Origin of the sequence: Caulobacter flavus (assembly GCF_003722335.1) — a bacterium.
Lineage (GTDB): Bacteria > Pseudomonadota > Alphaproteobacteria > Caulobacterales > Caulobacteraceae > Caulobacter > Caulobacter flavus.
This window is the reverse complement of record NZ_CP026100.1, coordinates 519,889-537,054: the sequence shown is the minus strand read 5'-3', so window position 1 is coordinate 537,054 and position 17,166 is coordinate 519,889. Positions and strand designations below refer to the sequence as shown.

21 protein-coding genes are annotated in these 17,166 nt (G+C 69.9%); 9 read left to right on the top strand and 12 right to left on the bottom strand.

Annotated elements, in window-relative coordinates:
* Nucleotides 1–117 precede the first annotated feature (117 nt).
* Nucleotides 118–1,008: a branched-chain amino acid aminotransferase gene (locus C1707_RS02565; RefSeq protein ID WP_101711665.1), complete on the bottom strand. Its 891-nt coding sequence runs from the start codon at nt 1,006–1,008 to the stop codon at nt 118–120.
* Nucleotides 1,009–1,088: 80 nt separating this feature from the next.
* Here C1707_RS02565 and C1707_RS02560 point away from each other — a divergent pair, with 80 nt between their 5' ends.
* The 4 genes from C1707_RS02560 to C1707_RS02545 all read left to right on the top strand — a co-directional run bounded on the left by C1707_RS02560 (nt 1,089) and on the right by C1707_RS02545 (nt 4,885).
* Nucleotides 1,089–1,580: a MarR family winged helix-turn-helix transcriptional regulator gene (locus C1707_RS02560; protein WP_101711666.1), complete on the top strand. Its 492-nt coding sequence runs from the start codon at nt 1,089–1,091 to the stop codon at nt 1,578–1,580.
* Complete coding sequence (locus C1707_RS02555; RefSeq protein ID WP_101711667.1) at nt 1,577–2,278, top strand: response regulator; 702 nt, start codon at nt 1,577–1,579, stop codon at nt 2,276–2,278. The genes C1707_RS02560 and C1707_RS02555 overlap by 4 nt, the downstream gene beginning before the upstream one ends.
* A 310-nt stretch (nt 2,279–2,588) precedes the next feature.
* Nucleotides 2,589–3,932, top strand: a complete 1,344-nt coding sequence (locus C1707_RS02550) for an ATP-binding protein (RefSeq protein ID WP_101711668.1) — start codon at nt 2,589–2,591, stop codon at nt 3,930–3,932.
* Nucleotides 3,933–4,156: 224 nt separating this feature from the next.
* Nucleotides 4,157–4,885: an NlpC/P60 family protein gene (locus C1707_RS02545; RefSeq protein WP_101711669.1), complete on the top strand. Its 729-nt coding sequence runs from the start codon at nt 4,157–4,159 to the stop codon at nt 4,883–4,885.
* Here C1707_RS02545 and C1707_RS02540 read toward each other — a convergent pair whose 3' ends face one another.
* A complete protein-coding gene (locus C1707_RS02540; protein ID WP_101711670.1) occupies nt 4,886–5,149 on the bottom strand; it encodes a hypothetical protein in 264 nt (87 codons plus the stop codon).
* A gap of 33 nt (nt 5,150–5,182) precedes the next feature.
* Complete coding sequence (locus tag C1707_RS02535; RefSeq protein WP_101711671.1) at nt 5,183–5,728, bottom strand: TetR family transcriptional regulator; 546 nt, start codon at nt 5,726–5,728, stop codon at nt 5,183–5,185.
* Between the two features lie 81 nt (nt 5,729–5,809).
* Between C1707_RS02535 and C1707_RS02530 the strand changes: the two genes are divergently transcribed.
* Nucleotides 5,810–6,133 carry a DUF6881 domain-containing protein gene (locus tag C1707_RS02530; RefSeq protein WP_101711672.1) on the top strand — a complete coding sequence of 108 codons (324 nt, stop codon included), beginning with the start codon at nt 5,810–5,812 and terminating at the stop codon, nt 6,131–6,133.
* On the opposite strand, the gene C1707_RS02525 is transcribed toward C1707_RS02530, so the two are convergent.
* On the bottom strand, nt 6,130–6,429 hold the full coding sequence (locus tag C1707_RS02525; protein WP_101711673.1) for an AzlD family protein: 300 nt from the start codon (nt 6,427–6,429) through the stop codon (nt 6,130–6,132). The genes C1707_RS02530 and C1707_RS02525 overlap by 4 nt on opposite strands.
* Nucleotides 6,426–7,199 carry an AzlC family ABC transporter permease gene (locus tag C1707_RS02520; protein ID WP_205686815.1) on the bottom strand — a complete coding sequence of 258 codons (774 nt, stop codon included), beginning with the start codon at nt 7,197–7,199 and terminating at the stop codon, nt 6,426–6,428. The genes C1707_RS02525 and C1707_RS02520 overlap by 4 nt, the downstream gene beginning before the upstream one ends.
* Nucleotides 7,200–7,340: 141 nt before the next feature.
* Here C1707_RS02520 and C1707_RS02515 point away from each other — a divergent pair, with 141 nt between their 5' ends.
* Complete coding sequence (locus C1707_RS02515; protein WP_101711675.1) at nt 7,341–7,799, top strand: Lrp/AsnC family transcriptional regulator; 459 nt, start codon at nt 7,341–7,343, stop codon at nt 7,797–7,799.
* A gap of 141 nt (nt 7,800–7,940) precedes the next feature.
* On the opposite strand, the gene C1707_RS02510 is transcribed toward C1707_RS02515, so the two are convergent.
* Nucleotides 7,941–9,062, bottom strand: a complete 1,122-nt coding sequence (locus C1707_RS02510; RefSeq protein WP_101711676.1) for an NADH:flavin oxidoreductase/NADH oxidase — start codon at nt 9,060–9,062, stop codon at nt 7,941–7,943.
* A 118-nt stretch (nt 9,063–9,180) separates the two neighbouring features.
* On the bottom strand, nt 9,181–10,194 hold the full coding sequence (locus C1707_RS02505; protein ID WP_164467260.1) for a helix-turn-helix domain-containing protein: 1,014 nt from the start codon (nt 10,192–10,194) through the stop codon (nt 9,181–9,183).
* Between the two features lie 150 nt (nt 10,195–10,344).
* Here C1707_RS02505 and C1707_RS02500 point away from each other — a divergent pair, with 150 nt between their 5' ends.
* Nucleotides 10,345–11,871: a phospholipase D-like domain-containing protein gene (locus C1707_RS02500; protein ID WP_101711678.1), complete on the top strand. Its 1,527-nt coding sequence runs from the start codon at nt 10,345–10,347 to the stop codon at nt 11,869–11,871.
* Between the two features lie 9 nt (nt 11,872–11,880).
* The gene (locus C1707_RS02495) at nt 11,881–13,062 is read left to right on the top strand and encodes a PLL family lectin (protein WP_101711679.1); all 1,182 of its coding nucleotides are present in this window, start codon (nt 11,881–11,883) and stop codon (nt 13,060–13,062) included.
* A gap of 13 nt (nt 13,063–13,075) precedes the next feature.
* On the opposite strand, the gene cobS is transcribed toward C1707_RS02495, so the two are convergent.
* Nucleotides 13,076–14,083, bottom strand: coding sequence for a cobaltochelatase subunit CobS (cobS, locus tag C1707_RS02490; RefSeq protein WP_101711680.1), 1,008 nt, complete (start codon nt 14,081–14,083; stop codon nt 13,076–13,078).
* Nucleotides 14,084–14,347: 264 nt separating this feature from the next.
* Entirely contained in the window at nt 14,348–14,719 is a 372-nt protein-coding gene (locus C1707_RS02485) for an RcnB family protein (RefSeq protein ID WP_101711681.1), read from the bottom strand.
* Between the two features lie 162 nt (nt 14,720–14,881).
* On the opposite strand from C1707_RS02485, the gene C1707_RS02480 reads away from it, so the two are divergent.
* A complete protein-coding gene (locus tag C1707_RS02480) occupies nt 14,882–15,625 on the top strand; it encodes a phosphatase PAP2 family protein (protein WP_101711682.1) in 744 nt (247 codons plus the stop codon).
* Here the strand turns inward: C1707_RS02480 and C1707_RS02475 are convergent.
* The 3 genes from C1707_RS02475 to C1707_RS02470 form a co-directional block, all read right to left on the bottom strand.
* Complete coding sequence (locus tag C1707_RS02475; protein ID WP_101711683.1) at nt 15,622–16,032, bottom strand: SRPBCC family protein; 411 nt, start codon at nt 16,030–16,032, stop codon at nt 15,622–15,624. The two genes, C1707_RS02480 and C1707_RS02475, sit on opposite strands and share 4 nt — an antisense overlap.
* Before the next feature lie 54 nt (nt 16,033–16,086).
* Complete coding sequence (locus tag C1707_RS25945) at nt 16,087–16,224, bottom strand: hypothetical protein (RefSeq protein ID WP_164467259.1); 138 nt, start codon at nt 16,222–16,224, stop codon at nt 16,087–16,089.
* Nucleotides 16,225–16,399: 175 nt separating this feature from the next.
* On the bottom strand, nt 16,400–16,969 hold the full coding sequence (locus tag C1707_RS02470; protein WP_101711843.1) for a DUF427 domain-containing protein: 570 nt from the start codon (nt 16,967–16,969) through the stop codon (nt 16,400–16,402).
* Between the last annotated feature and the right edge of the window lie 197 nt (nt 16,970–17,166).

Genomic DNA, 17,166 nt, shown 5'->3' with positions numbered 1-17,166 from the left:
GAGATGCTCCCCCTCTGGGGGAGCTGTCGCGGAGCGACTGAGGGGGTCTTCTCCCAAAGAAAAACCCCGGAGCGTCGCCGCCCCGGGGGTCTTCCAATTCAAAGCTCGAAACAGTCCTCAGGCCGGGACGACTTCCTCGCGGCGCACCAGGGCGGCGTAGGCGTCCATCAGGCCCAGCGACAGCTTGCCGGGCGTGAAGGTGAACTCGCCGATCTCGGCCACCGGGGTGACCTCGGCGGCGGTGCCGACGATGAAGCACTCGCTGAAACCGGCCAGCTCTTCCTTCTCGATGTGGCGCTCGACCACCTCGACGCCCTGGCCCTTGGCGATCTCGATCACCGTGCGGCGGGTGATGCCGTCCAGGAAGCAGTCGGGCTTGGGCGTGTGCAGCACGCCGTCCTTGACGAAGAACACGTTGGCGCCGGTCGCCTCGGCCACGTAGCCGCGGTAGTCCAGCATCATGGCGTCGGTGTAGCCGTCCTTCTCCGCGGCGTGCTTGGAGATGGTGCAGATCATGTAGAGGCCGGCGGCCTTGGCGGCGACGGGGGCCGTCTTCGGATCGGGGCGGTTGTACTTGGCCCAGGTCAGGCGGATGCCCTTGGCCTTCAGCGCCGGGTCGAAGTAGCTGGGCCAGTCCCACACGGCGATGGCCACGTGGATCTTGGTCTGCTGCGCCGAAACGCCGATCATCTCGCTGCCGCGCCAGGCGATCGGGCGCACGTAGCAGTCCGACAGGCCGTTCTTGGCGGCCGTCGCCTTGCAGGCCTCGTCGATCTCGGCCACCGTGTAGGGGATTTCGAAGTCGAGGATTTCGGCCGACTTGAACAGGCGCTCGGTATGCTCGGTCAGCTTGAAGATCTCGCCGCCGTACATGCGCTCGCCCTCGAACACCGACGAGGCGTAGTGCAGGCCGTGCGTCAATACGTGCACCTTCGCCTCGCGCCAGGGAACGAACTGGCCGTCCAGCCAGATCCATCCGTCGCGATCATCGAAGGGAACGAGAGACATCGGTCCAAGACCTCCTTATTTGGAACCCGGTCCTTAGACGCCCGAGGAGCCGGAAGGTCAAACGAAATGGACGCGACCGCATGACGCCGCACGCCGATCCCCGCCTGATCCTGCGCGAGGAGGAGCTCGACGGCGGCCTGGAGTTGATTCTCCTGGCCGAGGCGGCGCTGTGGGCGGCGGTCGACGGCGTGCTCGAGACCGAGGGGCCGGGCCTGGGGCGTTCGCACTGGCGGGCGGCCTTCCTGCTGCGGCGGCGTCCGGGCATAGGCGTGCAGGACCTGTCCAAGCTCACCAGCCTGTCGAAGCAGGCGGCCAGCAAGACGCTGAGCGACTTGCAGAAGCTGGGCCTGGCCGAGAAGGCCGCCGGCGATCTGGACGCGCGTCGCCGGCCCGCCGTGCTGACCGAGGCCGGCAAGGCCTTCGAGGCGCGGGTCAGCGAGCGGCTGCGCGCGCTGCTGGGCCGGGCCTATCGCACCGGCGGCCTCGACGGGGTTCCGGGCGCGCGGCGGATCCTCGCGGCCCTGGCCGGATCACGCCAGGGCGTGGGCGTCAATCGAAGGGAGGCGCTGTGAGCCCCGAGGAAAGACGCGACCGCCACCTCCTGGTGGTCGACGACGACGACCGTATCCGCGAGCTGCTCAAGCAGTTCCTCAGCCGCGCCGGCTTCCGGGTCAGCGCCGCGGCCGACGCCGCCCATGCCGACCGCCTGATCGGGGTGATGGATTTCGACCTGCTGGTGCTCGACGTGATGATGCCGGGCGAGGACGGATTTTCCTTCACCAGGCGGGTGCGGGCCAAGGGCGGCGAGGTCGGTCGCATGCCGATCCTGATGCTGACCGCCCGCGACGCCGCCGGCGACCGCATCGAGGGCCTGACCCACGGCGCCGACGACTATCTGGCCAAGCCGTTCGAGCCGCAGGAACTGCTGCTGCGCATCGAATCGATCCTGCGCCGCGCCGCGCCCAAGCCGCTGGGGCCGCAGGAGATCGTCATGGGCGACTGCGCCTTCATGCCCGATCGCGGCGAGTTGACCAGGGCCGGCGCCCCGGTGCGCCTGACCGAGGCCGAGGTCGCGCTGCTGCGGCGCCTGGCCCGCGCCCTGCACGAGCCTGTCGACCGGCTGGAGCTGGCCCGCGACACCGCCGACGCCACCGGCCGCGCCGTCGACGTCCAGGTCACCCGCCTGCGCCGCAAGATCGAGCCCGACCCCAAGAACCCGAGGTACCTGCAGACCGTGCGGGGCGTGGGCTATCGGCTGGCGCCGGATTGATGGGGGTTTCGCGTCGAGGAACCTCCCCCTCTGGGGGACTGTTGCGAAATTCGGAACGTCGAAGAACAGACCAGAATCCGTTCGAGAACAGTTCGGAATCAAAAGGGGAAAGTCGTTCTTGTTTTACCCCATTATGCAACGATCCCCCTCTGGGGGAGGCGGCCGAAGGCCGGTGGGGGGGCGTTTTCAGCCGCTCTCGCGCTTGGCCGACTTCGTAGCTTTTCCCCCCACCGATCGCTGCGCGATCGCCTCCCCCACGGGGGGAGGTTCACTGATCGGTCACCTCCCCCGTTTCTCGGGGGCGCAGTAGATGCGCCTGCGCACCCGCCTGTTCATTCCGCGCCAGATCAAGCGCTGGCTGCCGACCTCGCTGTTCGGCCGATCCCTGCTGATCATCGTCCTGCCGGTGGCGGTGATGCAGATCGCCGTCACCTGGGGGTTCTTCGACGCCCATTGGGAGACGGTGAACAGTCGCCTGTCCGAGGGCCTGGCCGGCGACATCGCCTGGGCCGTGGCCACCTACCAGGACGATCCCAGCCCGGCCGCCGTCGACCGCATGGCCCAGCGAGCCGAGGAGACGATGGACCTGTCGATCGCCCTGCTGCGGGGGCGCGAGCTGCCCACCAGCAAGCGGCCGGCCATGTTCGCCTCGCTCGACCGCTCGATGCAGCGGGCTCTGGAGGAGCGCCTGGACGAGCCGTTCTGGTTCGACGCCTCCAACCGCTACGCCGCCCACGTCCAGATCCAGGTGAAGGTCAGGGAGGGCGTGCTGCGGATCTACGCCCCCACCGATCGCGCCTTCGCCACCCAGGGCCACATCTTCATCCTGTGGATGGTGGTGGCGACGATGCTGCTGACGGCCATCGCCATCCTGTTCATCCGCAACCAGGTGCGGGCCATCGAGCGTCTGGCCGACGCCGCCGACGCCTTCGGGCGGGGCCTCGACCACGAGTTCAAGCCGCACGGCGCGCGCGAGGTGCGCCAGGCGGCCCAGGCGTTCCTGGCCATGAAGGCCCGCATCCAGCGTCACATCGAGCAACGCACGGCCCTGCTGGCCAGCGTCAGCCACGACCTGCGCACGCCGCTGACCCGGCTGAAGCTGGAGATGGCCCTGGCCGAGCCGGGCGCGCAGGTCGAGGCCATCAAGCGCGATCTCTCCGAGATGGAGCACATGATCGACGAGTACCTGGCCTTCGCCCGCGGAGAGGGCGGCGAGGCGCTGCAGGAGGTCGAGCTGGCCCCGCTGATCGCCGGGGTCTGCGCCGCGGCCGAGCGCGGCGGGGCGCGGGTCGAGACCGTGCTCGAGCAGGACCTGGCGGCCAACCTGCGGCCCAGCGCCTTCAAGCGCGCCCTGGCCAACCTGGTCGACAACGCCGCCGCCCACGGCGAGACGGTGCGTGTGACGCTGGAGGCCCGGCTGACCGGCGGGGTCAACATCGTCGTCGACGACGACGGCCCCGGCATTCCCGAGGACCGCTACGAAGAGGCCTTCAAGCCGTTCAACCGTCTCGACGAGTCGCGGAACCAGAACGAGAAGGGCGTCGGCCTGGGCCTGGCGCTTGCCCGCGACATGGCGCGGGGGCTGGGCGGCGACCTGGTGCTGGAGCGCTCGCCGATGGGCGGCCTGCGGGCGGTGATGCGGCTGCCTGGCTAGAGCCTTTTAGCCTCACATGAAATCATGTGAGGCGTTGAAAATTATCCAAATCAAATACTTAGGGCGCGCTAGTCGGCCGGGCCGCTCACACGGTGCGGGCGCGGCGCTGCATGCGGCGAAGCTCCCGTATTTCTCCATTGCGCGCAACGGCCTTGAATGCCGCTTATAGTTGATTATCTGGCCTGTTCATCTCTCCCGCCGCGGTGTTCCGAAGAGGGTTGGTCATGAAGATCAAGGACATCCAGCAGCAACTGGCCGCGCGTGGCTACACGCCCGGGCCGATCGACGGCATATGGGGGCGTCAGACCATCGCCGCCGTCCGCCGGTTTCAGACCCGCCACGGACTGGAGCCCGACGGCGTGGTCGGTCCCCTGACGCTGGCGGCGCTGTTTCAGGGCGCGCCGGCCGCCGCCGCCCCGACGCCGTTGTCCCTGACCGGTTTCGACGATCCCAGCCTGGTCTGGTTCCAGGAAGCCCGCCGCCTGATCGGCACGCGCGAAAAGCCGGGCAAGGGCGACAATCCCGAGATCCTCGACTGGGCCTCCGAGCAAGGGCTGAAGTCCATCTACACCGGCGACGACATCCCCTGGTGCGGCCTGTTCGTCGGCCACTGCGTCAGCAGCACGCTCGACCGCGAGGCCACGCCCTCGAGCCTGCTGTCGGCCAGGGCCTGGGAGCGGTTCGGCATTCCAATCACCCCGACGCCGGGGGCGATCATGGTATTCTGGCGAGAAAGCCGGGGCAGCGGCAAGGGCCACGTGGGCTTCTACGCCGGCGAGGACGACACGGGCGCCTTCCGCATCCTGGGCGGCAACCAGTCCGACAGCGTCTCCCTGGCCTGGCTGGGCAAGGACCGTTTCCTCGGCGCGCGCTGGCCCGCCACCGTGCCGCCGCCGGTTCCGCGCTCGGTCAGGGTGGCGCGGACGGCCAGCCTGTCGTGGAACGAGGCCTGACTAGCGAACGCGCGGAGTCTGGGACACGCGCTCGGCGTGGGCGATGAGCCCGCCCGAGATCCGCAGCACGCCGAGGAACAGCCCCGCGCCGCCGACGCCGGCCGCGACATGAACCAGGCCGACCGGCGCGCCCACGACGAACAGCGGACCAAGGAGGCCGGCCGACAGCGCCGCCCAGCGCGCAGCCCACGAAACGCGTCGGGCGAGTATCCCGACGCCACATGCCGCGAGGCACGGGACAAGCAACAGGTATTCAGGGCGCATGGCGGGTTCCGGGCTCGCGTTCCATCACCGTTCTCAGAACCCCGCGCCGACCTTGGCCAGTTGCTCGGCCATCTGCTTCAGGCGCTTGTCGAGCTCGGCCATGGTGCGGTTCAGCGCGCCTTCGTCGTCGCGCCAGACCTGCAGGGTGCGGGCCCAGACGGCGGTCATGGCCGCCAGGCGCACGGGCGTGGCCTCGATCCCGGCGGCTTCCAGGATCGCCCGGGCGGTCTTGGGGAAGCGGACGGCGGCGCGGGGCAGGCCTTCCGATTTGCCGATGGCGATCAGGGCGTGGCGATGCGGCTCCATGGCCTCGACCCGGGCCATGGCGGCGTCGAACAGCCGGTCGTGGGCGGCCGCGCCCTCGCCGGCGTCGGCGTTGAGCGCCGCCTGGTCGAAGCGCCGCGACAGGTGGGCCAGGATCTTGGCCTTGCTGTCGGCCCTCACATAGAGCTCGGCGAACGGCGCGCCGGCCGCGACGGCGATGTCGCGCAGCGCGATCTGGGGCCAGGGGCGGTCGGCGGCCAGCGAAAGAGCGGCGGCGGCCGCGCGGTCGAGCAGGTCTTCGGCGGGCGTGGTCATGGGCAAAGACATGGCCGCGCCGACCCCGGCTGGCAAGGTCGGCGCTTGCCTCGCGGCCGCAGTTCGGGGAAAGGGGCGACCATGAGCCTTTCTCACTACCGCTGCGACTGGAACCACGACCACGCCGAGGAACCCGTGGCCATCTTCTACGAGGTCGACGACGAGGGCCGCGTACTGCGGCTGGTCGACGTCTTCCGCGACGGCAGCCGCGAGCGCGACGCGGTCGCGGGCTATGTCGGCCGCGAGCACGAACTGCCCGGCGAGGGCAGCCTGTCGGAAGACGACTTTCACGACTCCGTCGAGGCCCTGCTCGAAGGCGACGGGGCGGAGGACGGCGACGACAGGCTGTCGCTGACCCGCGTCGCCGCCGGCGAGTTCGAGGCCGCCTGGCGCCTGGACGCCTAGCCCAGCAGCCAGCGCAGGGCGGCCGCGGCGACGATGCCGATCGGCACCACGGCCAGCATCGGCAGGCGCAGGGCCGCCAGGAAGGTGATCGCCAGCGCCAGCAGGTCGGCGGGGCGGGGCGAGACGAAGTGCGGCGCGATCACCGCGATCAGCACGCAGCCGGGGGCGGCCTCCATCACCGCCGTGGCGCGCGGCCCCAGCGTGCGGTTCCTCAGCACCAGATAGCCGCCGATGCGGGTCAGGTAGGTGACGGCGGCCATGGCCAGTATGGTCAGCAAGACGGGCAGGGAGATCACACCGCGGCTCCTTCCTGGCCAGTCTTCATGTCCGCGCCGGCCCACAGCCAGGCGACGGCCAGGCCCGCCAGCGCTCCGGCCGCCACGGTCCAGGCGCCGGGCGCCAGCAGGTGGCCGGTCGCGGCGACCGCCAGGCTGACCAGCCACGGCCGCGCGGCGCGCAGGCCGCTCCACATGCCGCGCAGCAGCACGAGGAAGATGGCCGGGAAGGCCATGTCGAAGCCCAGGGTCTCGACGTTTCCCAGCACCGGTCCGACCAGGGCCCCCAGGGTGGTGAAGACGATCCAGGCCAGCCACATCGGCAGGGCGACGCCCAGATAGTGCGCAAGGCTGAAGCTTCCGCGAGAGCGGGCGTCGGCCAGGGCCATGGCCCAGCTCTCGTCGCACATCAGGAACAGCGCCGGCAGCACCCGGCGCTTGGGCAGGGCCTTCAGGAACGGCGCCAGGGCCGCGCCCATCAGGAGGTGGCGGCTGTTGACCATCAGGGTCACGGCCGCGATCAGCGCAAGGTGCGGCGGCGAGGTCCACAGGCCGATGGCCGCGAACTCCGACCCGCCGGCGAAGTTCAGCCCCGTCATCAGCGGCGTCTCGACGGCGGTCAGGCCCTTCTGGGCCGCCTGGGCGCCCAGCACCAGGGCGAAGGGCGTGAAGCCGGCGGTGACCGGCAGCGAGGCGACGAGGCCCCGCAGGAATTCGGGCCTGGATCCAGGCCGCAGTTCGGAAGGCCCGTCGCCAGGCATGGCGGCGGGAGCGCAGGTTTCGGCTTGCATGGGCGACCGGGGGAGGAGCGGTTGCGGGAAGGAATGGCAGCCTAGCGCAAGAGGCGCGCAATCGGGTTGCGATCATGCTCCCATATGATCGATGATTGGCATTCAAGCGAAGTAGATTGCTCGATCGTAGCAGAGAATTCCATGAAGCTGGACGACATCGATCGCCGGATCCTGCGCGAGCTGCAGAAGGACGGCCGCATCCAGAACGCCGAGCTCTCCAAGCGCGTCGGCCTGTCGCCCTCGCCCTGCCTGCGGCGGGTGCGGATCCTCGAGGAGGCGGGGGTGATCGCCCGCTACGTGGCGGTGGTCGACGCGGCCAAGGTCGGCCGGGGCCAGACCTTCTTCACCCGCATCTGGCTGAACTCGCAGCACGAGGACGCCGTCGACCACTTCGTCGCCGAGATCAACAAGATGCCCGAGGTGGTCGAGTGCTACGTCATGCTCGGCGACTGCGACATGCTGCTGCGCGTGGTCGCCGCCGACATCGCCGCCTATCGCCGCTTCCAGGCCGATCATCTCAGCCGCATCCGGGGCGTGCTGAACGTCAAGACCGACATCCCCGCCCAGACGGTGAAGCAGACCTTCGCGGTGCCGCTGTAATCTACCTTCTCCCATAGGGAGAAGGAGGGGCCCGCGCCGTCAGGCGCGGGAGGATGAGGGGGTACGCCCTCAACCGGAGCGCCGGCACGCCGTCGGGCGCCGTCTCCCCTCACCCTCCCTCTCCCCTCCGGGAGAGGGGCGCTACTCCGCAGCCGCCGCCAGTTCCGTGGCGGGACGGTACTTCTCCAGCCAGTGCGCGTAAGGCGCCGGCAAGGTCCAGGTGGGGCGGTCGACGCCCAGTTCCTGGGCCAGCTCGTAAGCGTAGTGCGGGTTGGCCAGGTGGGCGCGGCCGATCATCACCAGGTCCATCTGCTCATCGGCGACCAGGCGCTCGGCCAGGCGCGGGGCGTCCAGGCCCCAGGACGAGGCGACCGGCAGGCCGGCTTCCTCGCGCACGCGCCGGGCGATGAGGCCCAGGAACGGCGTGCCCCAGGGGATGCTGGTGTTGGGGATGGTGAAGCCGACGCTGACATTGAGCAGGTCCAGGCCGCCGGCCTTCATCCGGCGGGTCAGGTCGATCGACTCGACCAGGGTCTCCTCGTCGTGGCCGTCATATTCCAGCACGCCGAAGCGGGCGGTCAGCGGCAGGTTCTCGGGCCACTCGGCGCGGACGGCCGCCAGGGTCTCTTCCATGAACCGGCCGCGGCCGGCCGCGTCCCCGCCGTACTGGTCGGTGCGGTGGTTGGCGTGGCGCGAGAAGAAGCTCTGGGCCAGGTAGCCGTGGGCGAAGTGCAGCTCCAGCCATTCGAAGCCGGCCTCGCGGGCGCGGCGGGCGGCGGCGGCGAAGTCGGCCTTCACCCGCTCGATGTCGGCCAGGGTCATCTCGCGCGGAACCTTGGGCAGGCCCGCGCCGTAGGCGATGGCCGAGGGGGCGATGGTGTCCCAGCCGCGCGGATCGTCCGGCGCGATGTGGTCGTCGCCTTCCCACGGACGGTTGGCGCTGGCCTTGCGGCCGGCATGGGCGATCTGGATGCCGGGGACGGCGCCGGCCGCCTTGATGGCGGCGGCGATCCTGGCCAGGCCCTGCGCCTGCTCGTCGGTCCAGATGCCGGTGCAGCCGGGGCTGATGCGGCCTTCGGGCGAGACGGCCGTGGCCTCGACGATCACCAGGCCCGCGCCGCCGCGCGCCAGGCCGGCATAGTGCGGCAGGTGCCAGTCGGTCGTGACGCCGTCCTCGGCGCTGTACTGGCACATCGGCGGAATGGCGATGCGGTTGCGAAGCTGGGCGTCCTTCAGGCGGAAGGGCGTGAACAGGGCGGACATGCGGGCGGGCTCTTTCGGGGCATGAAGGGACGGCTCAGGTGCGAACCGCCTCCCCGCCGCTCAAGGGGCTTCCAGGACAAGCAGCTGTGCCTTCGAGGCACAGCTGGCGCCGCGCCGCTCAGATCCCGAGGCCTCGCATCCACTGTCCCCAGAGCGCGATCCGGCCGTCGGCGGACAGGTCGTCCGGCGCGGCCTCGGGGACGGCCGGGTCCCAGGTGCGCGCGGCTTTCCGGGCGCGAACCTCCGAGGCGGTGCAGCCGAACTCCCGCCGGAAGGCGCGGGCGAAGCTGGCTTCGTCCCCGAAGCAGAAGTCGAACGAAAGCTCGCCGATGGTGCGCCGCTCCCGGGGATCGCCGAGCAGGCGGTGGATGCAGCGCAGCCGGCGCTTCTGGACGTAACGGGCGACGCCGCCGTCGGCCTGGAACAGCCGATACAGCGTGGCGCGTGAGATCGACAGCCCGGCGGCCAGCCGCGCGGGCGTCAACCCCGGGTCGCAGAGTTCGCGCTCGATCATGCCGCGGGCCTGGCGCAGCAGGGCCGCTTCGACCATCGACATGGCCGGCTCGTCGCGAACGGGCGATGGCGAGAGGCAGGCGGCGATGGTCAGCAGGGTCGCTTCGGCCAGGGCGGGGGCGTCGGCGATGTCGGCCTCGCCGGCGGCCCGCACGACGCCGCGCAGGTGATCAGCCAGCAGCCGTCCCCGCGCCCCGCCGATCTCGCGTCCATGCAGGCTTTCGGCCTGCGGCAGGACGCCGAGCAGGGCGTCCCTCGGAATGAAGGCGCACAGGCATACCATCGGCTCGGGCGGCAGGCGGATCGGCTGGCCAAGGTCGATCAGGCGCAGAATTCCGCCGGGGCTCGACGGCGTGTAGTCCAGGCGCAGCAGGAAGTGGTCGGTCTGGTCTCGGCGCACCAGGGCCTTGGTCCGCTCATAGGCCAGCGCGCCCATCCGCGTGCCGCCGACCGCCAGCGGCCCCAGGAAGGCGGTGAAGGCCGCCCCCTCGAAGGCGTGGCCGTCGTCGTCGGGGGCGGCCACCTCGAACAACGGCGCCATGGCCGTCCGCCAGGCGTCCAGCCGGTTGGGACGCGCGATCTCGTCGGTCGAGAAGCCAAGCCAAGGAACCGTCGGCATCATCGCCTCGTCTGATGGCAACCTTGGCGGGTATCGCAGTGGTGAGACGGACCGTCAAATCCAGAGACGCAAGGCCTGACGGCCTTCCGTGGCCACAGCCTATGGACGATCGGGCGCCAGATGGAGCGCCGGTTTATCGGGGAGCCCGTCTTGTCCGCCCACCCATCGCTGATCGACGAGATCCACAGGCAGTTGCGCGAGGACGACAGCGTCGACCTGCGCCACGAGGGCGTCACCTACGCGGTGACCGGGGGCAACAGCCTTTCCTTGCTGCAGACGCCCAACCTCTGGGGCCAGGACCCGGCGAAAAACGACTACTGGACGGGCGAGACCAAGCCCGCGCACGAACTGGTCGCCGCCGTCGAGGACATCGTCGCCGGGGCGCGGCAGTCGATCGACCTGTCCACTCTGTGGCCGCCGCCCAACGGCCTGTTCCGCGACGCCATCCATCGTGGCCTGCACCGGATCCCGGCCAAGGCTCGCACGTCGGTGGTGATGCGGGTGCTGGCTGGCCTTCCGCTGCCCGCGAACGGCGCGCAGGCGATGGACAAGGCCTATCTGACCCACAAGGTCTTTCCACAGATCGACTTCTGGCTGGCGGGTCTGGGCGCGCCGCCGGAGATCCCGATCTATCTGTGCGCCCAGACCCCGATGCTGGGGTCCTGGAACCATGCCAAGCTGCTGATCGTCGATGGCCGCGAGATGCTGATCGGCGGCCACAACATGTGGGATCCCTCCTACTGCGGCTTCGCGCCTGTCCACGACCTGTCGGTGCGCATCCAGGGCCCGGCCGTCCAGGCGCCGCAGGCTTTCCTCAATCGGCTCTGGGCTCACGCTGCGCGTAACCGGACGATCACCACGCCGCGCTTGCCGAGGCCGGGCGAGCACGCCTGGTCGCGCCGATATCATCGCGGCGAGTTCGCCTATGCAGCCCTGTCCCGGATAGCGGCCGATCCGCATGCGCCGCCGCCGCCGGCTTCGGAGACGAGCGGACGGATGCTGGGGCTGGGCCGCCTGGGCGCGGGCGTCGAGCGGGTGAGCCGGGCCGGCGAGGCCAGCGCCACGGCGCGGGTCCTCGCGATCCGCTCGGCCGAGCGCCTGATCCGCATCTCCCAGCAGGACCTGGTCTTCCTCAAGGTGGGCGACGAACTGGCGGCGAACGCGACCGTGATCGCGGCGCTGGCCGACGCGATCCACAAGAAGGTCGAGGTGCAGATCGTGCTGAGCAATCCGGACGCCAAGGACGGGGCAGGCGCGGCCTATGTCGCAGGCGGACCGCTGGCGGCCGTCCAGGTGCTGGTCGACCAGATGATGCGCCGCCACGGCATGAGCTTGTCCGCCGCGATCGCCCGGTGCCAGGAGTTCGCGACCGTGGCGCCGCTTCGCGTGCGGGCCGATCCTGGGGAGTGGCGCTGGGTCTGCGGGCCGGCCTGCGAGCCGGCCAACCACGCCAAGGTCTACATCATCGACGACAGGGCCTTCTACGTCGGGTCCGACAACCTCTATCCGATCCCGCCCCTGAACGAGGGGCTGCAGGAATTCGGTTGCCTGGTCGAGGACGACGCCATGGTCGCCGACCTGGTCGAGACCTACTGGACGCCGCTCTGGAAGGCCGCGCGCGACGCCGCCGTACCGTGGGCCGCCGCCATTCCCAAGCCCGCGCCGATCCTGATCTAGGAGCCCTTCATGTCCTCTCACATCTATCTGCGCCGCGTGACCAACACGGCCAAGGCGCCGCTCTGGCTGCGCTACAGCGACACGCGGGCGCGCGATCAGGACGTCTTCCTGCCGGGCGGCGCCAGCGTCGACTTCTCGGTCCTCTGCGGTCAGCCGGGCACGCCGCTCAGCGACCGTGCGGCGTCCGACGGAGTCATCATTTCGATCGCCGGGGTCGAGCGGACCATCGTCTGCAAGGGAAACCAACTGGTCTGCGACGGCGGGCGCGTGGACGGAAAGTTCGGCGAGGTCGTGGATCTCGGCGTCGAGGACAGGCGCATCGTCAGCATCCCTGTCGATCCCGTCGCCGGTCCGGATCTGGCCGCCTGCGCCTGGCTTCCCCAGCAGTTCGCCTATTTCGGGCTCAACCGCGAGCGGCAGGCGTTCGAAAAGGCCTGCGTGCGCGGCGCATGGGGCGGCTGGCGCGAACTGGGCGGTCCGATCGGCCTGACAGGACGCATGGCCGCCGTGTCGTGGGCGGCTGGCCGGCGAGCGCTGTACGCCCTCGATCAGGCCGGGAGGGTTCACGAGGAAGATCTGAGCAGGGGACGTGAACAAGGCTGGGCCGCCTTGCCCCATGCGGGGACGCGGCTGCTGCAACTGTCGGCCGTCAGCTGGGCGGCCGGCCGCTACGGCCTCTATGCCGTCGGCGAAGACGGCAAGCTTCACGAACGCTGGTGGGCGGCCGGCGACTGGAAGGGCTGGAACGATCTTGGCGCGCCCGCCGGCGTTCGCCTGACCGGGCCGGTGACGGCGGTCGACTACGTGGCCGGACGCTACGCCCTCTATGCGGCGGGCTCGGACGGCCATGTCTGGGAGCGGTCGGCGGCGGCCCGGTGGGGCGACTGGACGAAGACGCCCTTTCAATTCAAGGGCGCGACCAGCCTGGCCTCGGGGCGCTATGGTCCGCGCAAGTACGTCGTCGGCGCGGTGGTCGGCGGCGAAGTGCTCGTGCGTGAGTACGCCAAGGGCTGGAAGCCGGAGCGCAGCCTGGGGCATCCGCCCCAGAGCGCCCTGGCCGGTCCATTGGCCATCGCCCATGCCGACGGCGCGCTGAACATCCTCGCCGCCGGCGTCGACGGCGCGGTCTATCTCCTGCGGTGGGCGCCGGGCAGCTCGATCGGCGCCTGGACCTCCGTGGAGGGCGCCTGAGGGGCAGGCCCCCTTACGCCACCTTCACCCGGGCGGCGCTTTCGGGCAGGTCCTGGCCGAAGGCGCGCTGGTAGAACTCGGCGACGGTCGCGCGCTCCAGCTCGTCGCACTTGTTGAGGAAGGTCAGGCGGAAGGCCAGGCCGATGTCGCCGTCGAAGATCTCGGCGTTCTGGGCCCAGGTGATCACCGTGCGCGGGCTCATGACCGTCGAGATGTCGCCGTTCATGAAGGCGTTGCGGGTCATGTCGGCCACGCGGACCATGGCCGCCAGGGTGCGCTTGCCCTCGGCGGTGTCGTAGTGCGGGTTCTTCGCCAGCACGATGGCCGCCTCGACGTCGTGCTCGAGGTAGTTCAGCGTGGTGACGATCGACCAGCGGTCCATCTGGCCTTGGTTGATCTGCTGGGTGCCGTGATAGAGCCCCGTGGTGTCGCCCAGGCCGATGGTGTTGGTCGTCGAGAACAGGCGGAAATAGGGGTTGGCGCGGATCACCCGGTTCTGGTCGAGCAGGGTCAGCTTGCCGCCGGCTTCCAGCACGCGCTGGATGACGAACATCACGTCCGGGCGGCCCGCGTCGTATTCGTCGAACACCAGGGCGATCGGGCGCTGCAGGGCCCAGGGCAGGATGCCTTCGCGGAACTCGGTGACCTGCTTGCCTTCCTTCAGGACGATGGCGTCCTTGCCGACGAGGTCGATCCGGGAGACGTGGCTGTCGAGGTTCACGCGCACCAGCGGCCAGTTCAGGCGCGCGGCGATCTGCTCGATGTGGGTCGACTTGCCGGTGCCGTGATAGCCCTGGACCATCACCCGGCGATCCTTGGCGAAGCCGGCGCAGATGGCCTTGGTCGTCTGCGGATCGAAGCGGTAGGCGCTGTCGATCTCCGGCACGTGGCTGTCGCGATGGCTGAAGGCGGGAACCTTCATGTCGCTGTCCACGCCGAAGGCGTCGCGAAGCGTCACCCACTTGTCCGGGGCCAGGGTGATCAGGGGATCGGCGGCGTGGCTGTCGGTCAGTTCGGGCATGGGTTTTCGATTAGCGCTCCACCTTTGGGAGGGGAAGGGGGGAATTGCGGGAAAAGGGGCGCCGCGCCGTAAGGAACCTTCCCCTGTGGGGGAGGCGGCCGAAGGCCGGTGGGGGGGCGGCTTCAACTGTCGGGATCTTAGTCGCGCCCCCAATACTCCCCCACCGATCGCTGCGCGATCACCTCCGCCACAGGGGGAGGTTCTGAAACGCCAAAAGGGCGGCGGATTGCTCCGCCGCCCTTCGTCTTGAGGATCCGAAGGTCCCTAGTTGTTGGCGATGATCACCGAGGCGATCAGGCCGGTGGCGATGGCCGCCAGGACGTACTGGTCGTTCACGCGCTGCCAGCGGTAGCCGCGGGGCGGCTGGCGCAGGCCGTGACGGCGGTAGTCCTTCACGTAGTAGCTGTCGGCGCGATAGCGGGCGTCGAGGCGTTGGCCCTTGGCCCAGCGGCGGTACTCGCGGCGATCTTCCTTGCGCTCGTAGCGAGCCTGGTCGCGGCGGCCCTTTTCGTAGGCGCGCTGCTGCTCGTAGCGGTCGTGACGGTCGTCGTGGCGGGGCTGGGCCATGGCGGTCCCCGACAGGGCGGTCCCAGCCAGCAGCGAGGCGGCGACGGCGGTGATGATGAGACGTTTCATGACAAGTCCTTTCCCTTCGATGTGCCCACCTTAGTGAGGTCGATTTGGACTGGTGATGAACGAAGCAACTCAGGAACGGTTCATGTTTCTCTCATGAAACATTGTAGCTATACATGCCGAATACCGGTTGCGGCCAATCTGCTTTTCGCGCGTTGAGGGTGCATGCCGCTCAAGCTCCGCCTCGATCCCCGCCGTGACCTGGCCCTGCTGCTGAAGGCCGCCCGGCGCGAGATCGCCGCCACGGCCGCCCTCCTGGTGGCGGGCCTCGGCCTCCTGGCCTTTCTCGAGATCGCCGACGACGTGGCCGAGGGCGACACCCGGGCCATCGACCTGCAGGTTCTGCAGGCGCTGCGCGTGCCGGGCCAGCCGCACCAGCTGATCGGTCCAGAATGGCTGCACACGGCCGCCGCCGACGTCACGGCCCTGGGGTCGGTGACGGTGCTGACCCTGCTGGTCGTCCTGGCCCTGGCGGTCTGCGCCAGCCTGCGCCGCTGGGCCGAGGCGCTGGTGGTCGTGGTCGGCGCGGTCGGCGGGGTCGGCATCAGCCAGGGCCTCAAGCACCTGTTCCTGCGCGAGCGGCCCGACCTGGCCTATCGCGCCGTCGAGGCGGCCAATCCCAGCTTTCCCTCCGGCCACGCCATGCTGTCGGCGGTGGTGTTCCTGACCCTGGGGGCGCTGGCGGCCCGCTTCGCGCCCAAGCGCCGGCTCAAGGCCCTGGCCCTGGGTTCGGCGGTGTTCTTGTCGGTGCTGGTGGGGCTCAGCCGCGTCTATCTCGGCGTGCACTGGGCCAGCGACGTGCTGGCCGGCTGGTGCGTCGGCGCGGCCTGGGCCATGGTCTGCTGGCTGGCGGCGTGGGGCTGGGCGCGGTTCTTCCGCTCGCCGCTGGCGGGGGACGCCGAGGCCTAGAGGCTCTCCAGCTTGGCCTTCAGCGTCTCCAGGTCGCGGGTCACGGCGGCGGCGTCTCGCTCGAAGGCGGCGTCGTCCATGCCGGGCAGCCGAAAGAGGGTGAGCGTGACCTCGGCGCCGTCGCCGTTGGCCACCACGCGCAGCGGCACCGCGATCTCCGCGCCGTCGGGCAGGGTCACCCAGTGGTCGAGAACGCCGAAGGGGTTGGCGGGTGAGAAGCGCACGCGGGCTTCGCCGGCGGGCGTGTCGGCGATCCAGACGCCCGCCTCGTCGTCGGCGCGACGAAGGCCGTCGCCGATGCCGGCGGCCCATTGCGCCATGTTCTCGGGATCGGCCGCATAGGCATAGACGGTGTCGGCCGGACGGGCGACGCCGATCGTGATCGGGCGGCAGGGATGCAGGGTCATGCGACGGACCTCATCGTCGGCGAAGCCCGCCGGCGGAGGGTCGTCCGCGCGAAGTCAGAAGAGGACGGTGGCCAGGGCGATGAGGCCGGCCCAGAGCACGATGCTGGCGCCGACGACGGCCACGCGGCTCCAACGGACTCGGCGACGCGAAGGCGCGGTATCGGGGCGCGCCCCCATGCTGAGATAGGCCATGTCTTCCTCCCCCGCCTCTGTTCTCCCTTGGGGGCGGGAGCGGGCGGTTTCATTTGATACGATCTCCCGGGTTGCAACGCTTGGCAAGAGCAACTGAGCCACGGACTCACAAAAATGTGCGTTCCAACACAGTGGCTTGTGTCGACCCGCCGACTTCACCGGCGGCGAGCGGGCCTCAGATCGATCCGGTCCCATGATATGGACGGCCGACCACCTGATCCTCGTCGCCCTCCCAGGCCTCGTCGTCGGGCATCGAGACGTTGGCGTCCCAGTGCTCGGCCTGGCTGGAGCCCGACCCGCTGTCGGTGTGGCGGACGATCTCGTCGATGTCGCGGGCGTCGCGCGGGGCGGTTCCCGGCGGAAGGGTCGCCGTCTCGGCCGGGCTCAGCGCGTCGTTCTGGAAGTCGACGTGCTGCGGATAGAAGGCCAGGCGTCCGGCCAGGCGTTCCATCCCCGGCAGCGGGGCCTCGTAAGACCAGACGGCGTCCTCGATGATCTGCCGGTCGCGATAGATCGTATAGTAGGTCGCCACGCCCTTGTAGGGGCAGCGGGTGGTCTTGTCCGACCGGCGCAGGAAGGCCATGGCCACGTCGTCGCGCGGGAAGTAGCGGACGGGCGGATAATCGGCCTCGCGCAGCACCAGGACGTCGTCGCTGTCGGCGATCTCGTGGCCTTCGAACAGCACGCGGACCCGGCCGCTTTCGCGGGCGCAGGTGATCGGATGGTTGGGGTCTGACGATTGCATGGGCGTTCCCCAGGCGTTGAGGGTGTCGTTGCGGAACTTGCGGTCAGTGAAACGCGCGACGCGCCTCAACCGCTCCCTCCCGGCAAGCCTTTGCTTGTGAAACGGAAAGCCGCGTGATCTTCTCCCCGCGAATTGGGGAGGGGAGGGCGAAACGACCGTTGGCGTCGCCCTGTCTGACTTGAATACAGTCAAGGTCG

What these genes read in the sequence shown, in the direction of transcription:
- C1707_RS02565 (WP_101711665.1), bottom strand. Translation starts at nt 1,008, where the DNA reads ATGTCTCTCGTTCCCTTCGATGATCGCGACGGATGGATCTGGCTGGAC.
- C1707_RS02560 (WP_101711666.1), top strand. Translation starts at nt 1,089, where the DNA reads ATGACGCCGCACGCCGATCCCCGCCTGATCCTGCGCGAGGAGGAGCTC.
- C1707_RS02550 (WP_101711668.1), top strand. Translation starts at nt 2,589, where the DNA reads ATGCGCCTGCGCACCCGCCTGTTCATTCCGCGCCAGATCAAGCGCTGG.
- C1707_RS02545 (WP_101711669.1), top strand. Translation starts at nt 4,157, where the DNA reads ATGAAGATCAAGGACATCCAGCAGCAACTGGCCGCGCGTGGCTACACG.
- C1707_RS02540 (WP_101711670.1), bottom strand. Translation starts at nt 5,149, where the DNA reads ATGCGCCCTGAATACCTGTTGCTTGTCCCGTGCCTCGCGGCATGTGGC.
- C1707_RS02535 (WP_101711671.1), bottom strand. Translation starts at nt 5,728, where the DNA reads ATGACCACGCCCGCCGAAGACCTGCTCGACCGCGCGGCCGCCGCCGCT.
- C1707_RS02530 (WP_101711672.1), top strand. Translation starts at nt 5,810, where the DNA reads ATGAGCCTTTCTCACTACCGCTGCGACTGGAACCACGACCACGCCGAG.
- C1707_RS02520 (WP_205686815.1), bottom strand. Translation starts at nt 7,199, where the DNA reads ATGCAAGCCGAAACCTGCGCTCCCGCCGCCATGCCTGGCGACGGGCCT.
- C1707_RS02515 (WP_101711675.1), top strand. Translation starts at nt 7,341, where the DNA reads ATGAAGCTGGACGACATCGATCGCCGGATCCTGCGCGAGCTGCAGAAG.
- C1707_RS02510 (WP_101711676.1), bottom strand. Translation starts at nt 9,062, where the DNA reads ATGTCCGCCCTGTTCACGCCCTTCCGCCTGAAGGACGCCCAGCTTCGC.
- C1707_RS02505 (WP_164467260.1), bottom strand. Translation starts at nt 10,194, where the DNA reads ATGCCGACGGTTCCTTGGCTTGGCTTCTCGACCGACGAGATCGCGCGT.
- C1707_RS02495 (WP_101711679.1), top strand. Translation starts at nt 11,881, where the DNA reads ATGTCCTCTCACATCTATCTGCGCCGCGTGACCAACACGGCCAAGGCG.
- cobS (WP_101711680.1), bottom strand. Translation starts at nt 14,083, where the DNA reads ATGCCCGAACTGACCGACAGCCACGCCGCCGATCCCCTGATCACCCTG.
- C1707_RS02485 (WP_101711681.1), bottom strand. Translation starts at nt 14,719, where the DNA reads ATGAAACGTCTCATCATCACCGCCGTCGCCGCCTCGCTGCTGGCTGGG.
- C1707_RS02480 (WP_101711682.1), top strand. Translation starts at nt 14,882, where the DNA reads ATGCCGCTCAAGCTCCGCCTCGATCCCCGCCGTGACCTGGCCCTGCTG.
- C1707_RS02475 (WP_101711683.1), bottom strand. Translation starts at nt 16,032, where the DNA reads ATGACCCTGCATCCCTGCCGCCCGATCACGATCGGCGTCGCCCGTCCG.
- C1707_RS25945 (WP_164467259.1), bottom strand. Translation starts at nt 16,224, where the DNA reads ATGGCCTATCTCAGCATGGGGGCGCGCCCCGATACCGCGCCTTCGCGT.
- C1707_RS02470 (WP_101711843.1), bottom strand. Translation starts at nt 16,969, where the DNA reads ATGCAATCGTCAGACCCCAACCATCCGATCACCTGCGCCCGCGAAAGC.